The organism is Microcystis sp. BLCC-F210, from assembly GCF_042134685.1.
Classification (GTDB): Bacteria; Cyanobacteriota; Cyanobacteriia; order Cyanobacteriales; family Microcystaceae; genus Microcystis; species Microcystis aeruginosa_D.
Window position 1 is genome coordinate 2,433,190 of sequence record NZ_CP169647.1, and the last position, 17,087, is coordinate 2,450,276.

Here is a 17,087-nt window from a genome sequence, read left to right on the forward strand (position 1 = left end):
GGGGTGTGGGGTTTGGGGTGATGGGGTAGTGGGGAGATGGGGTGTGGGGTGTGGGGTAGTGGGGCATTTGGCTGAAATTTCCCTAAACCCCTATATCCCTAAACCCCTATATCCCCTTTCTAACTGATAACTGATAACTGATAACTGATTACTGATTACTGATAACTGATAACTGATAACTGAAATTAGGCGAGATAATCCTGTAAAGCTTTCACCTCTAAAGGTTCTGATTGCAGGGATTTTAAGGCCGCTACTGTCGCTTTTGCCCCAGCGATAGTGGTGATAATTGGTAACTTATAATCGAGGGCAGTACGGCGAATTTGTCGGCCATCGTTTTGGGATTCTTCACCACTGGGAGTATTGACAATAAACTGAATCCAGTCATTTTTGATCCAATCGATAACGTGGGGACGGCCTTCGTGAATCTTTAGCACTAAATCGATATTTTCGCAACCGTTTTCTAACAAAACTTCACGAGTTCCGGAAGTAGCGACGACGCGAAAACCGAGGGATTGCAGATCCTTAACCACGGGAACCATGGGGGTTTTATCGCGATCGCTCATCGAGACAAAAACCGTCCCACTGGTGGCTAAAATCACGCCGGCGGCCATTTCCGCTTTAGCGAAAGCTTTGCCAAAATCGCTGTCAATCCCCATTACTTCGCCTGTAGAACGCATTTCTGGTCCCAGGAGAGTATCAGCACCGGGGAACTTCTGGAAGGGTAAAACCGCTTCTTTCACGGCGATATGACGGGGAATTGCTTCGCTGATGATACCCAATTCCGTCAGGGTTCGGCCCGACATGACGAGGGAGGCAACTTTTGCTAAAGGAACTCCCGTTGCTTTGGAAACGTAGGGAACAGTACGACTAGCGCGGGGATTCGCTTCTAAGATATAAACTGTCTCTCCCTGTACCGCATACTGGATATTCATCAAACCGATTACTTTTAACGCTTTCGCTAGTTCCACCGTCCATTGTCGAATTGTGGTTAAAACCGAGGCGCTCAGGGACGTATGGGGGATAGAACAGGCAGAATCGCCCGAATGTACGCCCGCTTGTTCGATATGTTCCATTAATCCCCCGATAACGACTGTTCCCGTGGCATCTGAGAGGGCATCCACATCCACTTCGATGGCATTTTCGAGGAATTTATCGATTAAAATCGGGTGATCCGGTTCTATCTGTACCGCATACTTCATATAGCGTTCCAATTCGCTATCGGAATAGACGATTTCCATTGCCCGACCGCCCAAAACGTAGGACGGACGTACTACTACAGGATAACCGATGCGTTGAGCCACTGCTTGGGATTCTTGGAAATTGCGGGCAATACCGTTGAGGGGTTGTCGGATATCTAATTGTCGGAGGATTTGTTCAAAACGTTCCCGATCTTCGGCGGCATCGATCGAATCGGGTGAAGTTCCCCAAATTTTGGTATTTACCGGACAATTAGGCGATTCTAAATATTTTTGCAGGGGAACTGCCAGTTTTAAGGGAGTTTGCCCACCGAATTGAATAATTAAACCCTCTGGTTGTTCCGCTTCGATGATATTTAAGACATCTTCTTTAGTCAGGGGTTCAAAGTAAAGGCGATCGCTGGTATCGTAATCGGTGGAGACAGTTTCCGGGTTAGAGTTGACCATAATCGTCTCAAAACCGGCTTGACTGAGGGAAAAAGCGGCATGACAACAACAGTAGTCAAATTCTATCCCCTGGCCGATGCGATTGGGACCACCACCGAGGATCATCACTTTACGTTTATCGGAGGGTAAAACTTCCGATTCTACCCGTTCGTAGGTGGAATAATAATAGGGTGTTAGGGCTTCAAATTCTGCTGCGCAGGTATCCACCATTTTATAGACTGGAACAATACCTAAACCCTTGCGATAACTTCTCACTTCGTCCTCGCTGCTGTTGGTGGCGAAGGCGATTTGGCGATCGCTAAAACCCTGTTGTTTAATAGCGAATAGGTTCTCTTGGCTGAGACTTTTCAGGGGAGTTCGCTTGAGAAACTTCTCGGTTTCCATCAAATCAGCCAATTTATCGAGGAACCAGGGATCAATCCCGGTTAGTTCGTGGATTTCCTCCCCATTCATGCCCAATTTAAAAGCATGATAGATACTATAAACTCGTTCGGGGTTAGGTGTTCGCAAACTAGCCCGGACTTCCGAGAGGGGGGGGAGAGTTTCGACTTTATCGCAACCAAAGCCAAAACGCCCCGTTTCTAGGGAGCGCAGAGCTTTTTGAAAGGATTCTTGGAAAGTTCGACCGATAGCCATGGCTTCCCCGACGGATTTCATCTGGGTGGTTAGAATCGGTTGGGAGCCGGGGAATTTCTCGAAGGCAAAGCGAGGAATTTTGGTGACGACGTAATCGATAGTCGGTTCAAAGGAAGCCGGGGTTTTTTTGGTGATATCGTTGGGAATTTCGTCTAAAGTGTAGCCTACTGCTAGTTTAGCGGCAAATTTAGCGATCGGGAATCCCGTGGCTTTTGATGCCAGGGCCGAAGAACGGGATACCCGGGGATTCATCTCAATCACGATTACGTCGCCGTTAGTGGGATTAACGGAGAATTGGATGTTCGATCCGCCGGTTTCTACGCCAATTTCCCGAATAATTGCCTTAGAATAGTCCCGGAGGCGTTGGTATTCTTTATCGGTTAGGGTTTGGGCGGGCGCAACCGTAATCGAGTCGCCGGTATGAACCCCCATCGGGTCAAAGTTTTCGATCGAACAGATGATCACCACGTTATCGGCTAGATCGCGCATAACCTCTAATTCGTATTCTTTCCAGCCAATTAGGGATTTTTCGACGAGAATTTGCGATGTGGGCGAACAATCTAGCCCATACTGAGCCATCGGTTCAAATTCTTCTTGGTTATAGGCAATACCGCCCCCGGTTCCCCCTAAAGTGAAGGCCGGCCGGATAATGAGAGGATAGGAACCGATCTGATGACCGATCGCTTTTGCCTCCTCTAAATTGTTGGCAATCCCCGAAGGACAAACGGGAACACCGATTTTCTCCATTGCTTTTTTGAATAGTTCCCTATCTTCGGCTTTTTCAATAGCGGGAAGTTTTGCCCCGATCAGTTCCACGTTATATTTTTCTAAAACGCCGCTTTTGGCCAAAGCTACCGCAGTATTGAGGGCAGTTTGACCACCCATAGTCGGTAGAATCGCATCAGGACGTTCTTTAGCGATAATTTTCTCGACAATTTCCGGCAGAATTGGTTCAATGTAGGTGCGATCGGCCATTTCTGGATCGGTCATGATCGAGGCGGGGTTAGAATTGACTAAAATTACCTCATAACCTTCTTCTCGTAGGGCTTTACAGGCTTGAGTTCCCGAATAGTCGAATTCACAGGCTTGTCCGATGACAATCGGGCCAGCGCCCAAGATTAGGATTTTCTTTAAGTCATCACGGCGTGGCATAGGCTTAGGGTTGCTTGACGATAAACCCCAATCATTGTATATCTTGTCACCCTCGATCCCGCAAAGCTTTATTTAGGTTTAATGACCTTGTTTGCTTGAGCAGGCGGTCAGCGGTCGGCAGGAGATTATTTTTATTTATTCTTCCCACTCCCCACTCCCCAATTCATAATTCATAATTCATAATTCCCACACCCCACTCCCCCATCACCCCACTTCCGACTCCCCAATTCATAATTCCCACTGATAACTGATCACTGTTTACTGATCACTGATATCGCGTACAATGATAAGATTGTTTTCAAAGATACAATAGGCGTTTGTCTTCGCTAGAGAGTTTATGAAAGTTGGCGATCGAGTTCGTGTAATTGAGTCCGTGGTAGTTTATCATCATCCTGAACACAAATCGAATCCTTTTGACGTGAAAGGACTAGAGGGAGAGGTGAAAGCGTTTGTCACCGAATGGCGTGGCCGACCGGTTAGCGCCAACCTACCTGTCCTCGTCGAGTTCAGTAAAAAGTTTAAAGCCCATTTTCGAGATTTTGAGTTAGAAATCGTGGAAAAAGCCGCCGAATAGGGACTTTTTCGCTTATTTAAGCTACAAAGCGAATAAATTTATTTTTGCCCACCTGTAGGACTTTTCCGGCTAAAGCTTCGGCTGTCTCAAAACTTTTGTCCACATCGGTGATTTTCTCGCTATCGATCCTGACTCCACCCCCCTGAATCTGTCTTCTCCCTTCGCCGCTACTTTTACATAAGCCGGTGGCCGCAAGAAGATAGAATAGTTTTAGGGGAAAATTGACCGCTGCTAGGGAAAATTCGGGTACAGAGTCCGCAGCTGCCGTATTTCCCTGTAGAACTATCTCCTGCGCCGTTTTTTGTGCTTTTAATGCCTCCTCTGTCCCGTGAAACTGGGCAACTACCTCGATCGCCAGTTGTTTTTGTGCCTCTCGCGGATTGCTTGGCATAGCATCTAAAGGCAAATTTGTCAATAGTTCGTAATAATCTTTTAACAAAGCGTCGGGGGTTTTTTCCAGTTTCGAGTACATGGACAGGGCCGATTCCCGCAATCCCACATAATTATTCAGGGATTTGGACATTTTTTGGCTGCCATCGGTTCCGATTAAAATCGGTAAAAGTAACCCGAATTGCGGTTTTTTGCCGAAATACTTCTGTAAATCGCGACCGACGGCAATATTAAATTTTTGATCGGTTCCTCCCAATTCGACATCGGCCTCGACAGCTACGGAATCATAACCCTGCATTAAGGGATAGAGAAATTCATGGATAAAAATCGGGTTTTCCCGGTCGTAGCGTTCGGAAAAGCCTTCTTTTGCCAACATTTGCCCGACGGTCATGGTGGAGAGAAGTTCGAGAATTTGCGAGAGGTCTAATTTCCCCAACCATTCCGAGTTATAGCGAATTTCTAGACGATTAGGGGTGTTAAAATCTAAAATTGGGCGTAATTGTGCCAGATAATTCTCGGCATTAGCTCTCACTTCTTCGCTCGTCAATTGTTTTCTAACTTCCGATTTTCCCGTCGGATCGCCAATTCTAGCGGTAAAATCACCAATAATCACCACTGCTACATGACCGGCATCCTGGAAAGCACGCAGTTTCCGAAAAGGGATACTATGACCTAGGTGAATATCGCTGCCGGTGGGGTCAATACCTAGTTTAATTCTTAAAGGGCGATCAGTGGTTTGCAGTAGTTGGGTTAAATTTTCCCTAGGATCTTGGGAGTCGGGTTGATGGGGGAATAAATCACTGGTTCCACGGGTTAACCAGTCTAGGGAGGAAGATACGGTCATTGTTGCTCATTTTCCACAGCCTTCCCATTATAGTTTTTTATTATGTCAAGTAACAAGCAAAAGGTAAATAAACTGGTATCTTTAGTAAAAGTCGATAACATCTTGACAATTCTCTCGATCGAATATAGAGTCTTAAAATCTTCTTTTTCAAAATTATCAAAAAATTTTCTGTCTTGAATTGCGATCAGATAAGCCAATGAATCCTAGTTGTAATAACTCTATCCCCGTGCAGAGGATCAAAGTTTCTGTAATTGTCTCTACCTATAAATCAGCAGAGTTTATCCGGGGTTGTCTAGAGGATTTAGTTACTCAAACTCTTTATGAAAAGGGAGAAGTAGAAATTATTATTATCGATAGTGCTTCTCCGGAGAATGAAGGGGAGATTATCCAAGAGTTTCAAGAAAGTTATCCTAATATTATTTACCAGAGAACTCAAGAAAGAGAAACCCTCTACTGCGCTTGGAATCGCGCGATTAAACTAGCTAGGGGTTCCTATATCACCAATGGGAATACTGATGATCGTCACTGTTTCAATGCTCTGGAAATTATGGCTAATTATCTAGATAATAATAGGGAGATTAGTTTAGTTTATGCCGATCAATTAATTACTACAATCAAAAATGATACTTTTGCCACCACCCCAGCTTTAAAGCATTGGAATTGGCCAAATTACTCCTATCAACAGATGCGTCAAGGTTGTTGTGTGGGTTCCCAACCAATGTGGAGAAAAATGCTGCACGATAAATATGGTTATTTTCAGGAAAATTTTCGCTGTGCTGGTGATTACGAATTTTGGTTAAGAATCGGCAGTCAAGGGGAAAAAATGGCTTTGATTCCTGATATTTTAGGTTTATATTATTTAAATCTCCAAGGTTTAGAACATGGCAGCAATGGTCAAGCATTAGAGGAACATTATCAAGTGTGTAAAATCTATGAAATTCCTCACCCAGAGATTAAGGAGTTAGAAGTTAAACCCAATCCAGTTAAGATGGAAGATTTAGGCATAATTTTACAGGAAGAGGAGCGAGAAAAATTACAAACAATTCAAGCTATCTCCCAGAATAAACCCCCAATTATTGTTATTGATGGCCTAATTTTTCAAATCGATCAAGGAAAATTAGCCAGGGTTTGGTCTTCAATTCTAGAGCATTGGAGTCAATTAGAATTTAGTCAACACATTGTTATTTTAGATAGGAATAACACCGCACCACGATGGGAAGAATTTAAATATTGGCCCGCAGAATCCTACGATTATAATTGTACGGGAAAGGATGCCAGAAAAATTCAAGCTATTTGCGATCGCCTACAGGCTAATTTATTTATTTCCACTTTTTATACCAGTCCCCTAAGCACTCCTTCTCTACTTTTGCTTGCTTCTGAGTTCCCAGAAGAAAACCGCAATTTACCAGTAGATTTAGAAAAACACTATGCCATTTTATCCGCTTCTAGAATCATCGCTTTTTCCTCTGATATCGCCCAAAATTTAAGAAGGTTATATCCGAAAATTACCCCCGAAAAAATTGATATTATCGAGTTTTTTGAAGTTAATCAAAAACTGGCGGAAGAAATCAGTAATTTTCTCTGGTATGCGCTCAGTGAACGGAACGAATCAAGTCAGAATCAAGTCTGGTTAGAGTTAAGAAAATTACAGGAAGCACAACAGACAATGTATCTGAAACAACAGCAAGATTATCATACTATGCAAGAGATGGAAATATCACTAAGAGAATTAGAAAATAATCATAATTATCTCCAGAAAAATAATCAGGAATTACAGGAACAAATTAACTATTTGTCCTCCCGTAAGGGAATAGTAAAAACCCTAGCGAAAACTTCTATTTTACTTCTTGCTAAGATCAAGAAAAAACTCCCAATATTTTAGGGAATTAAGAGAAAGTTTCCTAACAATGATCCGATCCTGGCACGGCAGTGCCTAAAAGTGGTAAAGTAATGTTAAGAATTAGAGGAGAAAACACTGTGCCACATTCGATCGTCACTGGAATTTGTGAAGGGGTTGCTGATTGCGTTTCCGCTTGTCCTGTTGCTTGTATCCATCCAGGACCGGGTAAAAATGTTAAAGGAACCGATTGGTATTGGATTGATTTTGCCACTTGTATCGACTGTGGTATCTGTCTTCAAGTATGCCCCGTCGAAGGTGCAATTCTGCCGGAAGAACGTCCCGATTTACAAAAAACTCCCTAATTTATCAGTTATCAGTTATCAGTTATCAGATGTAAGTTTTAAGTTATCAGATGTAAGTTTTCAGTTTACTGATTACTGAAAATGCGTCCCACTCCCCCACTTCCCCATTCACAACTGATATTACTCTCTCCTATCTCCTTTTTACCTTACCATGGATTATCTTTTAGAAGTTGAACAAGTTTATGCTGGTTATGTGCAGGATTTATACATATTGCAAGGGGTTAACTTTCGCATTGCACCGGGGGAATTAGTCACGGTTATCGGTCCCAATGGTGCGGGAAAATCCACCCTTGCTAAGACGATTTTTGGTTTATTAAAACCCAGTGCTGGAACTATCACTTTTAAGGGAAAAAATATCACTGGTTGGAAATCTAATCAAATCGTTCCCCTCGGTATGGGTTATGTTCCCCAAATTGCTAATGTTTTCCCATCCCTGAGCATCGAGGAAAATCTGGAAATGGGAGCTTTTACCAGTAAAAAAGCGATTAAACCGCTAAAAGAGCGCATTTATGCCATGTTTCCCCGGTTGCTTGAGCGCCGTCGTCAGAAAGCTGGCACTTTATCTGGAGGAGAAAGACAGATGTTAGCCATGGGACGAGCGCTAATGTTGCAACCAGATTTATTAATTCTCGATGAACCTTCGGCAGCTTTATCTCCTATCTTAGTAACCAGCGTTTTTGAGCAGATAAAAGCGATTAATCAGACGGGAACTGCGATTATTTTAGTGGAACAGAATGCCAAAAAAGCCCTAATGATGTCCGATCGAGGTTATGTTTTAGAAAGTGGTCAAGATCGTTTTCAGGGATCGGGTCAAGATTTACTCAATAACCCGAAAGTAGGGGAATTATACCTCGGTGCAGCCTACCATGGCGCAGATGGAAAGGATTGATATTAAAAGGTATAGGAGCAGGGAATTATGAATTATGAATTATGAATTATGAATTATGAAGTGGGAAGAATAAATAAAAATAATCTCCTGACGACCGACGACCAGCTACTCAAAACGAAGTTTCACTTTTTAGCATACCAGCGCCATAAAACTCGGGCTAAACGTTGGGGATCGTGACGAACTTTGGCAGTAACTTCATCTTCTGCCATTACATTCGCTAAAACAATGCGATAACCCATTTTTCCCACTTCCTCGCGATCTAAAAACACAGGATGACTATGCTCTTGGGCGTATAATTGTAGAGATTGGGGCGATGGTGCAGTTCTTTGGGCTAAAACCGCATCAAAGACGCGTTCCTCACAAACTCCTTCGATCGCGCGCAAATGATCAGCCACCGAATAATTATCCGTTTCCCCCGGCTGGGTCATAATATTACAAACATAGACACGGGGAACTGTCACCTGTGCCAGGGCCTGACGAATGGCGGGAACCAACAAATTAGGGATAATACTGGTATAAAGACTACCCGGCCCGATGATAATATAATCTGCTTCCTTAATTGCCGCTAAAGCCGCCGGTAAAGCGACTGGATCGACAGGATGACAGCCAATCTGACGAATTTGCCCCATAGCTTCGGTTATCTTTGATTCTCCCTCAATAATGCGCCCATCGGCTAACTTAGCCCAGAGACTAACATCGGTAAGGGTAGCAGGTAGCACTTTACCGCGAATCGCCAAAACTTTGGCACTAGCATCGATCGCCTGTTCCAGATCGCCGGTAATCTCGGTCATAGCACTGATAAATAAATTACCAAAACTGTGGCCCGATAAACCATCCCCGGCATGAAAGCGATATTGAAACAATTCCGTTAATAACTTTTCCTCATCGGCCAAAGCGGCGATACAATTGCGAATATCCCCCGGGGGTAAAATACCCATTTCCCGACGTAATCGGCCCGAAGAACCGCCATCATCAGCTACGGTGACAATAGCGGTGATATTGGAACTATACTGTTTTAAACCGCGTAAAAGCGTCGATAAACCTGTACCGCCACCAATTGCTACAATTTTCGGGCCGCGATGGAGACGACGATGGGTGCGTAGGCGATCGACTAATTCCTCCGATGCGTCCGGTTGTAGTGCTTCTGTAATCGTTTCCACGGTGCGACTCTGACCCCAGAATAACAAAAAGACACCCAGCAAAACCGCCAGCGGCCCAGAAACAGAATTAGGGACCAAACGTGCGGTCGTTTCTAATGCTTGGGAAACAAACTCTAAAAAGCGATTAACTGGGGTTAATTTTACCCAAATAGCTAAACCGAAGGAGGTGAGAAAAACGCCGGTTAAACTGATTAAAAGCCAGCGTTTGACAAAAAGACCGGGAGAAAGCCATTTAAACCAACGATTAACCCGTTTAGGCGTTTTTCTGCCCACAGAAGCGGCTATTTTCCCCTTCTGAGCGTTGAGTTCCCGTAGCGTCTGTTTAAATGGACTCATAGATGTGGCCTGGCAGCGAACGCATTGATTCTGGAGAGACTGTAGCCGAAAAAGGGGACAAACTCAAGTTAACCTAACCTCCCACTTGGGAATAGGCCGCCTCAGAAATTGTGGGAATATCGGCGTATTTGCCGATAACCGACTGTATAATGCTGTAAACACAGGCGGCAAATGCTCCCAAAAAGACGACGTTAAAAAGAGTTTCTAGCACAAAATTCGCCCCTAAACGCTCATCGAAGAACTTTAAGACCGATCCCAATAAATACACCAAAATAGCGATTAAAATCGCCTGCATGGTGTTAAACCGGATAAAATGACTGATGCGGGGATTGCGTACCACAGCGAAAAAGAGGACGAAAAAGATAATTAAACTGCCAAAGGTTCCCAGAGAACTATAGAGAAAAGCTAAGGGAGTTAAAACTATTGCTAAGGCCGCTCCTAAAAAAGGAATTTGCTGGAAGATAAAGATACCGAAGGCAAAGGCCGAATATAAGGGTAAAAGATATACTAAGGCTGCAAAAATGCGATCTTTTGTATCGGTTGAGCCGCGCCAAGTCATAATCTATTGTCTCCTGAGACTACTGCTAACTCTCTCCAAGATAACCCGGCAGCCCACCAGACTTCGCGTAACCGAAAAAATTGATTGAGGCCGAAGATTGTTGGGCCTCGATCGATTTTTTCTCAAACAGAGACGGGGTGCTTGGTTTCCTGTAACAGAGCCAGATATTCCTCCTTAAAATACTGTAGGGTACTTAAAATCGGATTGGGAGCGCTTTGACCAAGACCGCAAAGACTGGTTTCTTTGACCATTTGACAGAGATGTTCTAGGTTTTCGAGGTCGTGAATATCGGCCTTTCCGTCGATAATTTTGGCCAATAATTCAAACATTTGTACTGTTCCCGTGCGACAGGGGATACATTTACCACAGGACTCCTCGCGACAGAATTCCATATAGAATTTCGCCACTTTGACCATACTGGTACTATCATCCATAACCACCATCCCCCCAGATCCCATCATCGAACCGAGTTTGGCTAAGGATTCGTAATCCACGGGAGTATCGAGTAAATTAGCGGGAATACAACCCCCAGAGGGGCCGCCGGTTTGTACCGCTTTTACTTGACCATCGGGAACACCACCCCCCATCTCCTCGACAATTTCCCGGAGAGTAATGCCCATTGGCACTTCAATCAGCCCATTATTGCTGATTTTTCCCGTTAAAGCGAAGATTTTTGTGCCTTTACTGGTGGCAGTACCGATATTGGCATACCAAGCGGCCCCCTCGCGGATAATAGCGGCGATATTAGCGTAGGACTCGACGTTATTAATCAGGGTGGGACAACCATCGAGACCCGATTGGGCCGGATAGGGGGGACGGGTGCGGGGAGTGCCGCGGCCGCCTTCAATGGAATGGATGAGAGCGGTTTCCTCTCCACAGACAAAAGCTCCCGCTCCGATGCGGATATCCACCTTAAAATCGAAAGTGGACTCGAATACTTGGGAACCCATTAAACCGAATTTTTTAGCCTGATTAATCGCTTTTTGCAGACGATCGATCGCTAGGGGATATTCGGCTCTAACATAGATATAACCATGATCGGCCCCCACGGCATAGGCAGCGATCGCCATTCCTTCTAGGACTAAATGGGGGTCACTTTCCAAAACACTACGGTCCATAAACGCCCCAGGATCTCCTTCATCAGCATTACAGATAACGTATTTTTGTTTACCCGGTTGTTTAGCCACCGTCGCCCATTTTAAACCAGTGGGATAACCGGCACCACCCCGGCCGCGTAAACCGCTTTTGGTGATTTCCTCCACCACCTGGGCCGGAGTCATCTCGTAGAGGGCCTTGTAGAGAGATTGATAACCACCGACGGCGATATATTCCTCAATGCGATCGGGATCGATTTTACCGCTATTTTCCCGGACAATTTTGACTTGATGGGAGAAAAAGGGATGTTTTGAGTCCCCTAATTGCACCTCGGTTTTGCCACCGTTTAAGGCCGCAATAATGCTGGCCGCACTTTCCGGGGTGACTTCTTCGTATAGGAGATCCTGGGGATCCACTTCCACTAACGGACCGCGACCACAAAAACCCATACAACCGACCCCCACCACTTCGACTGTATCCTCTAGGTGTGCCTCTTTGACGGCAGTGGCGAGGTTTTTTTCGATTTGGAGGGAGTTAGCAGCTTGGCAACCGGTGGAAGTGCAACAATGCACCCGGATGCTTTTTTGTCTAGTTTTTTCCTTTGCGGCCACTGCCAATAATTCTTGTAAGTCCATATTTTTTTCAATCCACTAAAGTGAAAAATTACTGGGAGAAACTCTTTAGTTTTGCTAAGACAGTTTCTGAATCTTGTTTCGGGGCCACGACTCCATCGAAGACCACGGCCGGTGCAATCCCACAGGCCCCGATACAACGGGCCGACACTAGGGAAATTTCTCCATCGACGGTGGTTTCTCCCACTTTGACATCAAAGCTGTTTTCGATGTCTTCGAGGATTTTGCCGCTGCCTTTGACATAACAAGCGGTCCCCATACAGACGATACAGGTGTGTTTTCCCGCCGGTTTCAGGGAAAAGAGATGATAGAAGGTTGCTACCCCATAGACGCGACTGAGGGGCAGTTTTAGCGCCCGAGCAACGTAGAGGAGAACATCTTCTTCTAGGAATCCGAAAGCTTCTTGGGCCTTGTGCAGGACTTCAATCAGGGCTGATTGATTATATCCTGCTCGCTTCATGGTAATGTCGAGGACTTTGAAGCGTTTATCGCCACTGGGATGCTCTTTTTTCTCCGTTTGACGAGGATTGGCAGTTTGCATAAATCTGAACCAAATAAATTTTAGGGGCGATGACGGGAAAAATATGGAGAGTTGTCGGTTTTCCTTGGTCATCTCCCTGCTTTTATTCTGACACTGGCTCCGGAGGGCGATCGATAACTTTATCTTTCCTTTAGTTATTGGGGGAGAGGGGATTTTTCTGTTATCAGTGACCGGTCAGGAATTTGGGAGATGCTGTAAAAAGCTGCCTCTTGCATGAGTGTCTCTCTCAAAAATAGCAAGATTCTGCACGACTACTTAATTGCTCAAGTGGTTCAAGGAACGTTTGTCAACCCTGATCAAGCTAATTTTTGTTAAGCCACTTCCCTAACCTGTGGAAGATTAATTTAACCTATTGTTCAAGAATCTGGGCTAATATGGAGATAAGTAGCATCGGCAAAGTTTAACTATGACTAACTAAGTAGTCGGACAAAAGTAAAGTTAACTGTGGGGTAAGAAGTCAGGCTTCAAGCAATTTAAATTACGAACAGCTTAATTTATCTAGACCTGTTAATAGGCAATTTATACCTCGAATGAGCTACAATTATCGGTCAAACGTGGTTAATAGCGAGCAGATGCGTCGCATTGAAGGGGCGATTTTTGCCTCCGGTATGCCTGTGGCCGCTTTAATGGAAAAGGCAGCCCTGTTAACGGCACAACAGTTTAAAAAGTCTTATTCTTTGGCTGATTTCTCCAAAATTGGCGTTATCGTTGGCCCTGGTCACAATGGCGGCGACGCTCTCGTGATTGCTAGAGAATTACATCTCACCGGTTATCAAGTATCTCTTTTTTCTCCGATCGCCAAACTCAAGGATTTAACAGCACAACAGGCTAATTATGTCAAGCATTTAGGCTTAATTTTTCAGAAAACTTTAGAATCTTTGCAGGATTGTCAGTTAATTATCGATGGTCTTTTCGGTTTTGGTTTAGAAAGGACTTTATCGGGAGATATTGCCGAATTAGTCGATAAAATTAATAGTTGGCAAAAACCGATAATTAGTATCGATATTGCTTCGGGAATTCACACCGACACTGGAGAGGTTTTAGGTACAGCAATTAAAGCCACTCATACCTTTTGTTTGGGACTCTGGAAGCGAGCTTTTTTCCAAGATTTTGCCCTACCCTATCTAGGCAAAGTGGAGTTAATTGACATAGGAATTAGTCCCCTTGACCTAGAAACAATTTTACAAGATTCACCGCCAATTCTGAGAGTTAATCCCGATCTAATTCGCCCTTATTTACCTTTACCCCGTCCTCTACTTACCCATAAATATCAGCAGGGACATTTATTAATTATCTGTGGTTCTTGTCGTTATGCAGGGGGGGCAATTCTCACCGGATTAGGAGCGCGAGGTAGTGGTGTGGGAATGCTTTCTATTGCTGTTCCTGCTGCCCTTAAATCTTTATTAATTAGTCATTTACCAGAAGCATTAATTATTGATTGTCCCGAAACTGCTACGGGAGCTATTGCCGAACTTCCCCTGGAATTAAATAATTATCATGTCCTTGCTTGTGGTCCTGGATTAACCACAGAAAATCCTGCTATTATCGAACAGGTTTTAGATAGTGATAAACCGATTATACTCGATGCCGATGCTTTAAATATTTTGGCTCAATTGGGTATAAAAAAATTGTCATCTCGCCAAAATAAGACAATTTTAACGCCTCATTGGGGAGAATTTAAACGCCTATTTCCTAACTTATCAGGTTCTCAAGACAGGATTAATATCACTCAAGAAGCATCTCGACAAAGTGGTGCAATTATCTTATTAAAAGGAGCCAGAACTATAATTGCCTCTCCAGAAGATAAAATGTATATAATCCCCGAAAGTACCTCTGCTCTAGCGCGAGGTGGTAGTGGTGATGTCCTAACGGGATTAATCGGCGGATTCTTAACCCAAATGTCGGATAATTCCCCAGAAGCAACCGCATTAGCGGCTTATTTACACGCTCAAGCCGGCATTTTAGCGGCCAAAGAAAGGACAGAATTAGGAGTAGATGGAGTAACTTTAGCTAATTATCTATTTGCTGCCCTGAAAGATTCGATCCCCCCTGCCCCCCTTGATAAGGGGGGTGCCGATAGGCGGGGGGATCAGAATTGATAATTTTTACTGTATCTAAGTAGCTGGTTATAATTAAATTAAAAATGGATTTTAGGCTCGATCCCCCCTGCCCCCCTTGATAAGGGGGGTGCCGATAGGCGGGGGGATCAGAATTGATAATTTTTACTGTATCTAACATTCAAATATCTTTCATAATATCCACTAAACCTAAGAGAGCCAAAATATTATTAATAGCATAAGTGTACTGTATTTAAACTGAGTAGGGGTATTTTAGTACAAATGCTCGGACTGCCTCAACCTAGCTCCGGCGCTCCCTTCTCCGCTGCAGTCTTAAGGATTAATTTAGATAGTCAGCATTTGATAAAACATAAGGAATGTTAACCAAAACCACTTATCGTTAGGAAGTTTGATAAGTTGGAGATTGAACAAAGTATAGAAAGTCTCTAGCGCTGACAACTATGGCTGTAATTGTCCAAAAATACGGTGGTACATCGGTAGGTTCCGTGGAACGCATTCAATCGGTCGCTCAACGGGTCAAAAATACGGTAATAGCAGGAAATACCGTGGTGGTGGTCGTTTCTGCCATGGGTAAAACCACCGATGGATTGGTCAATTTAGCCAAACAAATCGCCGCCGAACCCTCGCGCCGGGAGATGGATATGTTATTATCCACGGGGGAACAGGTGACGATCGCCTTGATGAGTATGGCCCTAGAGGAAATCGGACAACCGGCCATCTCCCTAACTGGCGCTCAAGTGGGAATTGTCACGGAATCCGAACATAGTCGGGCCCGTATTTTAGAAATTAAAACCGATCGCCTCTCCCGGCATCTATCGGAGGGTAAAGTAGTTGTGGTCGCCGGTTTTCAAGGTGTCAGCGATAGTGATCAATTAGAGATTACCACCCTAGGGCGCGGTGGTTCCGATACCTCGGCCGTGGCCCTAGCGGCCGCCTTAAAAGCCGATTTTTGCGAAATTTACACCGATGTACCCGGTATTCTGACCACTGACCCCCGTTTAGTCCCCGAAGCGCGTCTTTTAGACGAAATTACCTGCGATGAGATGCTCGAATTAGCCAGTTTAGGGGCGAAAGTTCTCCACCCGCGAGCGGTGGAAATCGCTAAAAACTTCGGGGTTCCCCTGGTTGTCCGCTCCAGTTGGACCGATGAGCCTGGTACTTGGGTGACATCCCCGGCACCGAAACCGCGCACCCTGCAAGGATTGGAATTGACAAAAGCAGTGGATGCGGTGGAATTTGAGGGCGATCAGGCGAAAATCGCCCTTTTACGGGTTCCGGATCGTCCCGGTATCGCTGCCCGTTTATTCGGGGAAATTGCCCATCAACAGGTGGACGTGGATTTAATTATTCAATCGATTCACGAGGGTGACAGCAACGATATCGCCTTTACGGTGATGGGAAATGCCTTGAAAAAAGCCCAATCCGTGGCCGAAGCGATCTCGCCGGTTTTACGTTCCCATCCCACTAATACAGAGGAAGCGGAAGTGATTATCGAATCCGGGGCAGCTAAAATCGCCATTACCGGCGCTGGTATGATCGGCCGGCCGGGGATTGCTGCCCAAATATTTAGCACTTTGGCCGCAGCGGCAATTAATATCGAAATGATCTCCACTTCTGAAGTAAAAGTCAGTTGTGTCATCGATGAAGCGGACGGAGAAAAAGCAATTAAAGTCCTTTGTGATGCTTTTCAAGTGGAGTATTCTGCTAAAGTTGCTAATCGCAAAATCCCTAACAATTTAGTCCCAGTCAGGGGAGTGGCCCTAGATAATAATCAGGCACAAATGGCCATTCGTAACGTCCCGGATCGCCCCGGGATGGCGGCGAGAATTTTCTCGGTTTTAGCGGCAAAAAATGTCAGTGTCGATATGATTATTCAATCCCAACGCTGTCGCATTGTCGATGGTATTCCCCGACGGGATATCGCCTTTACTTTGCCCCAATCTGATGCTAATTCCGCCCAAAAAATACTCTTAGAACTATCGGAAAGTTTGGGTTTACAGGAAGTGGTGGTTAATAATGATGTGGCCAAAGTAAGTATTGTTGGTTCGGGAATGGAAGGACAACCGGGGGTAGCATCACGCTTTTTTGAAGCTTTAGCAAAGGAGAAAATTAATATTTTGATGATTGCTACTTCTGATATAAAAATCAGTTGTGTGGTGAATCAGGAAGATGGAGTCAGGTCCTTACAAGTGGTTCACGCTGCTTTTGGATTAGCCGGACAGGGTAAAATTGAAGTACCTGCTTAAATAGGGGTTGCTGGATAATGGGAAAACCCTGTGAAGATAAGGCTTGTGATCTGTTAAAATCTGGTATTAGTGCCAGCAAATAGGATTGGGACTTTCAAAAACCCTGCATT

13 protein-coding genes are annotated in these 17,087 nt (G+C 44.7%); 6 read left to right on the top strand and 7 right to left on the bottom strand.

Annotated elements, in window-relative coordinates; translation table 11 throughout:
- Positions 1 to 185 precede the first annotated feature (185 nt).
- Positions 186 to 3,431 carry a carbamoyl-phosphate synthase large subunit gene (gene carB / locus ACE3JL_RS11735; protein WP_375329539.1) on the bottom strand — a complete coding sequence of 1,082 codons (3,246 nt, stop codon included), beginning with the start codon at positions 3,429 to 3,431 and terminating at the stop codon, positions 186 to 188.
- A 337-nt stretch (positions 3,432 to 3,768) separates the two neighbouring features.
- On the opposite strand from carB, the gene ACE3JL_RS11740 reads away from it, so the two are divergent.
- The gene (locus ACE3JL_RS11740; RefSeq protein ID WP_271991792.1) at positions 3,769 to 4,005 is read left to right on the top strand and encodes a ferredoxin-thioredoxin reductase variable chain; all 237 of its coding nucleotides are present in this window, start codon (positions 3,769 to 3,771) and stop codon (positions 4,003 to 4,005) included.
- A 16-nt stretch (positions 4,006 to 4,021) separates the two neighbouring features.
- Here ACE3JL_RS11740 and tyrS read toward each other — a convergent pair whose 3' ends face one another.
- Entirely contained in the window at positions 4,022 to 5,239 is a 1,218-nt protein-coding gene (tyrS, locus tag ACE3JL_RS11745; RefSeq protein WP_375329540.1) for a tyrosine--tRNA ligase, read from the bottom strand.
- Positions 5,236 to 5,436: a hypothetical protein gene (locus ACE3JL_RS11750; protein WP_002744415.1), complete on the bottom strand. Its 201-nt coding sequence runs from the start codon at positions 5,434 to 5,436 to the stop codon at positions 5,236 to 5,238. Before ACE3JL_RS11750 ends, tyrS begins: the two co-directional genes overlap by 4 nt.
- Between ACE3JL_RS11750 and ACE3JL_RS11755 the strand changes: the two genes are divergently transcribed.
- The 3 genes from ACE3JL_RS11755 (at position 5,436) to ACE3JL_RS11765 (ending at position 8,330) form a co-directional block, all read left to right on the top strand.
- Positions 5,436 to 7,121 carry a glycosyltransferase gene (locus tag ACE3JL_RS11755; protein WP_375329541.1) on the top strand — a complete coding sequence of 562 codons (1,686 nt, stop codon included), beginning with the start codon at positions 5,436 to 5,438 and terminating at the stop codon, positions 7,119 to 7,121. The genes ACE3JL_RS11750 and ACE3JL_RS11755 overlap by 1 nt on opposite strands.
- A 95-nt stretch (positions 7,122 to 7,216) precedes the next feature.
- Entirely contained in the window at positions 7,217 to 7,441 is a 225-nt protein-coding gene (locus tag ACE3JL_RS11760; protein ID WP_016516721.1) for a ferredoxin family protein, read from the top strand.
- Between the two features lie 151 nt (positions 7,442 to 7,592).
- Positions 7,593 to 8,330 carry an ABC transporter ATP-binding protein gene (locus ACE3JL_RS11765; RefSeq protein WP_271953180.1) on the top strand — a complete coding sequence of 246 codons (738 nt, stop codon included), beginning with the start codon at positions 7,593 to 7,595 and terminating at the stop codon, positions 8,328 to 8,330.
- Positions 8,331 to 8,452: 122 nt separating this feature from the next.
- Here the strand turns inward: ACE3JL_RS11765 and yvcK are convergent, their stop codons facing one another.
- From yvcK to hoxE, 4 genes are all read right to left on the bottom strand, one after another.
- The gene (gene yvcK / locus ACE3JL_RS11770) at positions 8,453 to 9,826 is read right to left on the bottom strand and encodes a uridine diphosphate-N-acetylglucosamine-binding protein YvcK (RefSeq protein ID WP_375329542.1); all 1,374 of its coding nucleotides are present in this window, start codon (positions 9,824 to 9,826) and stop codon (positions 8,453 to 8,455) included.
- A 73-nt stretch (positions 9,827 to 9,899) separates the two neighbouring features.
- Positions 9,900 to 10,385 (bottom strand): Tic20 family protein, encoded by a 486-nt coding sequence (locus tag ACE3JL_RS11775; protein ID WP_375329543.1) that lies wholly within the window; start codon positions 10,383 to 10,385, stop codon positions 9,900 to 9,902.
- A gap of 122 nt (positions 10,386 to 10,507) precedes the next feature.
- The gene (gene nuoF / locus ACE3JL_RS11780) at positions 10,508 to 12,115 is read right to left on the bottom strand and encodes an NADH-quinone oxidoreductase subunit NuoF (RefSeq protein WP_375329544.1); all 1,608 of its coding nucleotides are present in this window, start codon (positions 12,113 to 12,115) and stop codon (positions 10,508 to 10,510) included.
- Between the two features lie 28 nt (positions 12,116 to 12,143).
- Positions 12,144 to 12,653, bottom strand: a complete 510-nt coding sequence (hoxE, locus tag ACE3JL_RS11785) for a bidirectional hydrogenase complex protein HoxE (protein ID WP_271991778.1) — start codon at positions 12,651 to 12,653, stop codon at positions 12,144 to 12,146.
- 530 nt (positions 12,654 to 13,183) lie between these two features.
- Between hoxE and ACE3JL_RS11790 the strand changes: the two genes are divergently transcribed.
- Both ACE3JL_RS11790 and ACE3JL_RS11795 read left to right on the top strand, forming a co-directional pair.
- Positions 13,184 to 14,752, top strand: a complete 1,569-nt coding sequence (locus tag ACE3JL_RS11790; protein WP_271991776.1) for an NAD(P)H-hydrate dehydratase — start codon at positions 13,184 to 13,186, stop codon at positions 14,750 to 14,752.
- A 419-nt stretch (positions 14,753 to 15,171) separates the two neighbouring features.
- Complete coding sequence (locus tag ACE3JL_RS11795) at positions 15,172 to 16,977, top strand: aspartate kinase (protein WP_375329545.1); 1,806 nt, start codon at positions 15,172 to 15,174, stop codon at positions 16,975 to 16,977.
- The last annotated feature ends 110 nt before the right edge of the window (positions 16,978 to 17,087 follow it).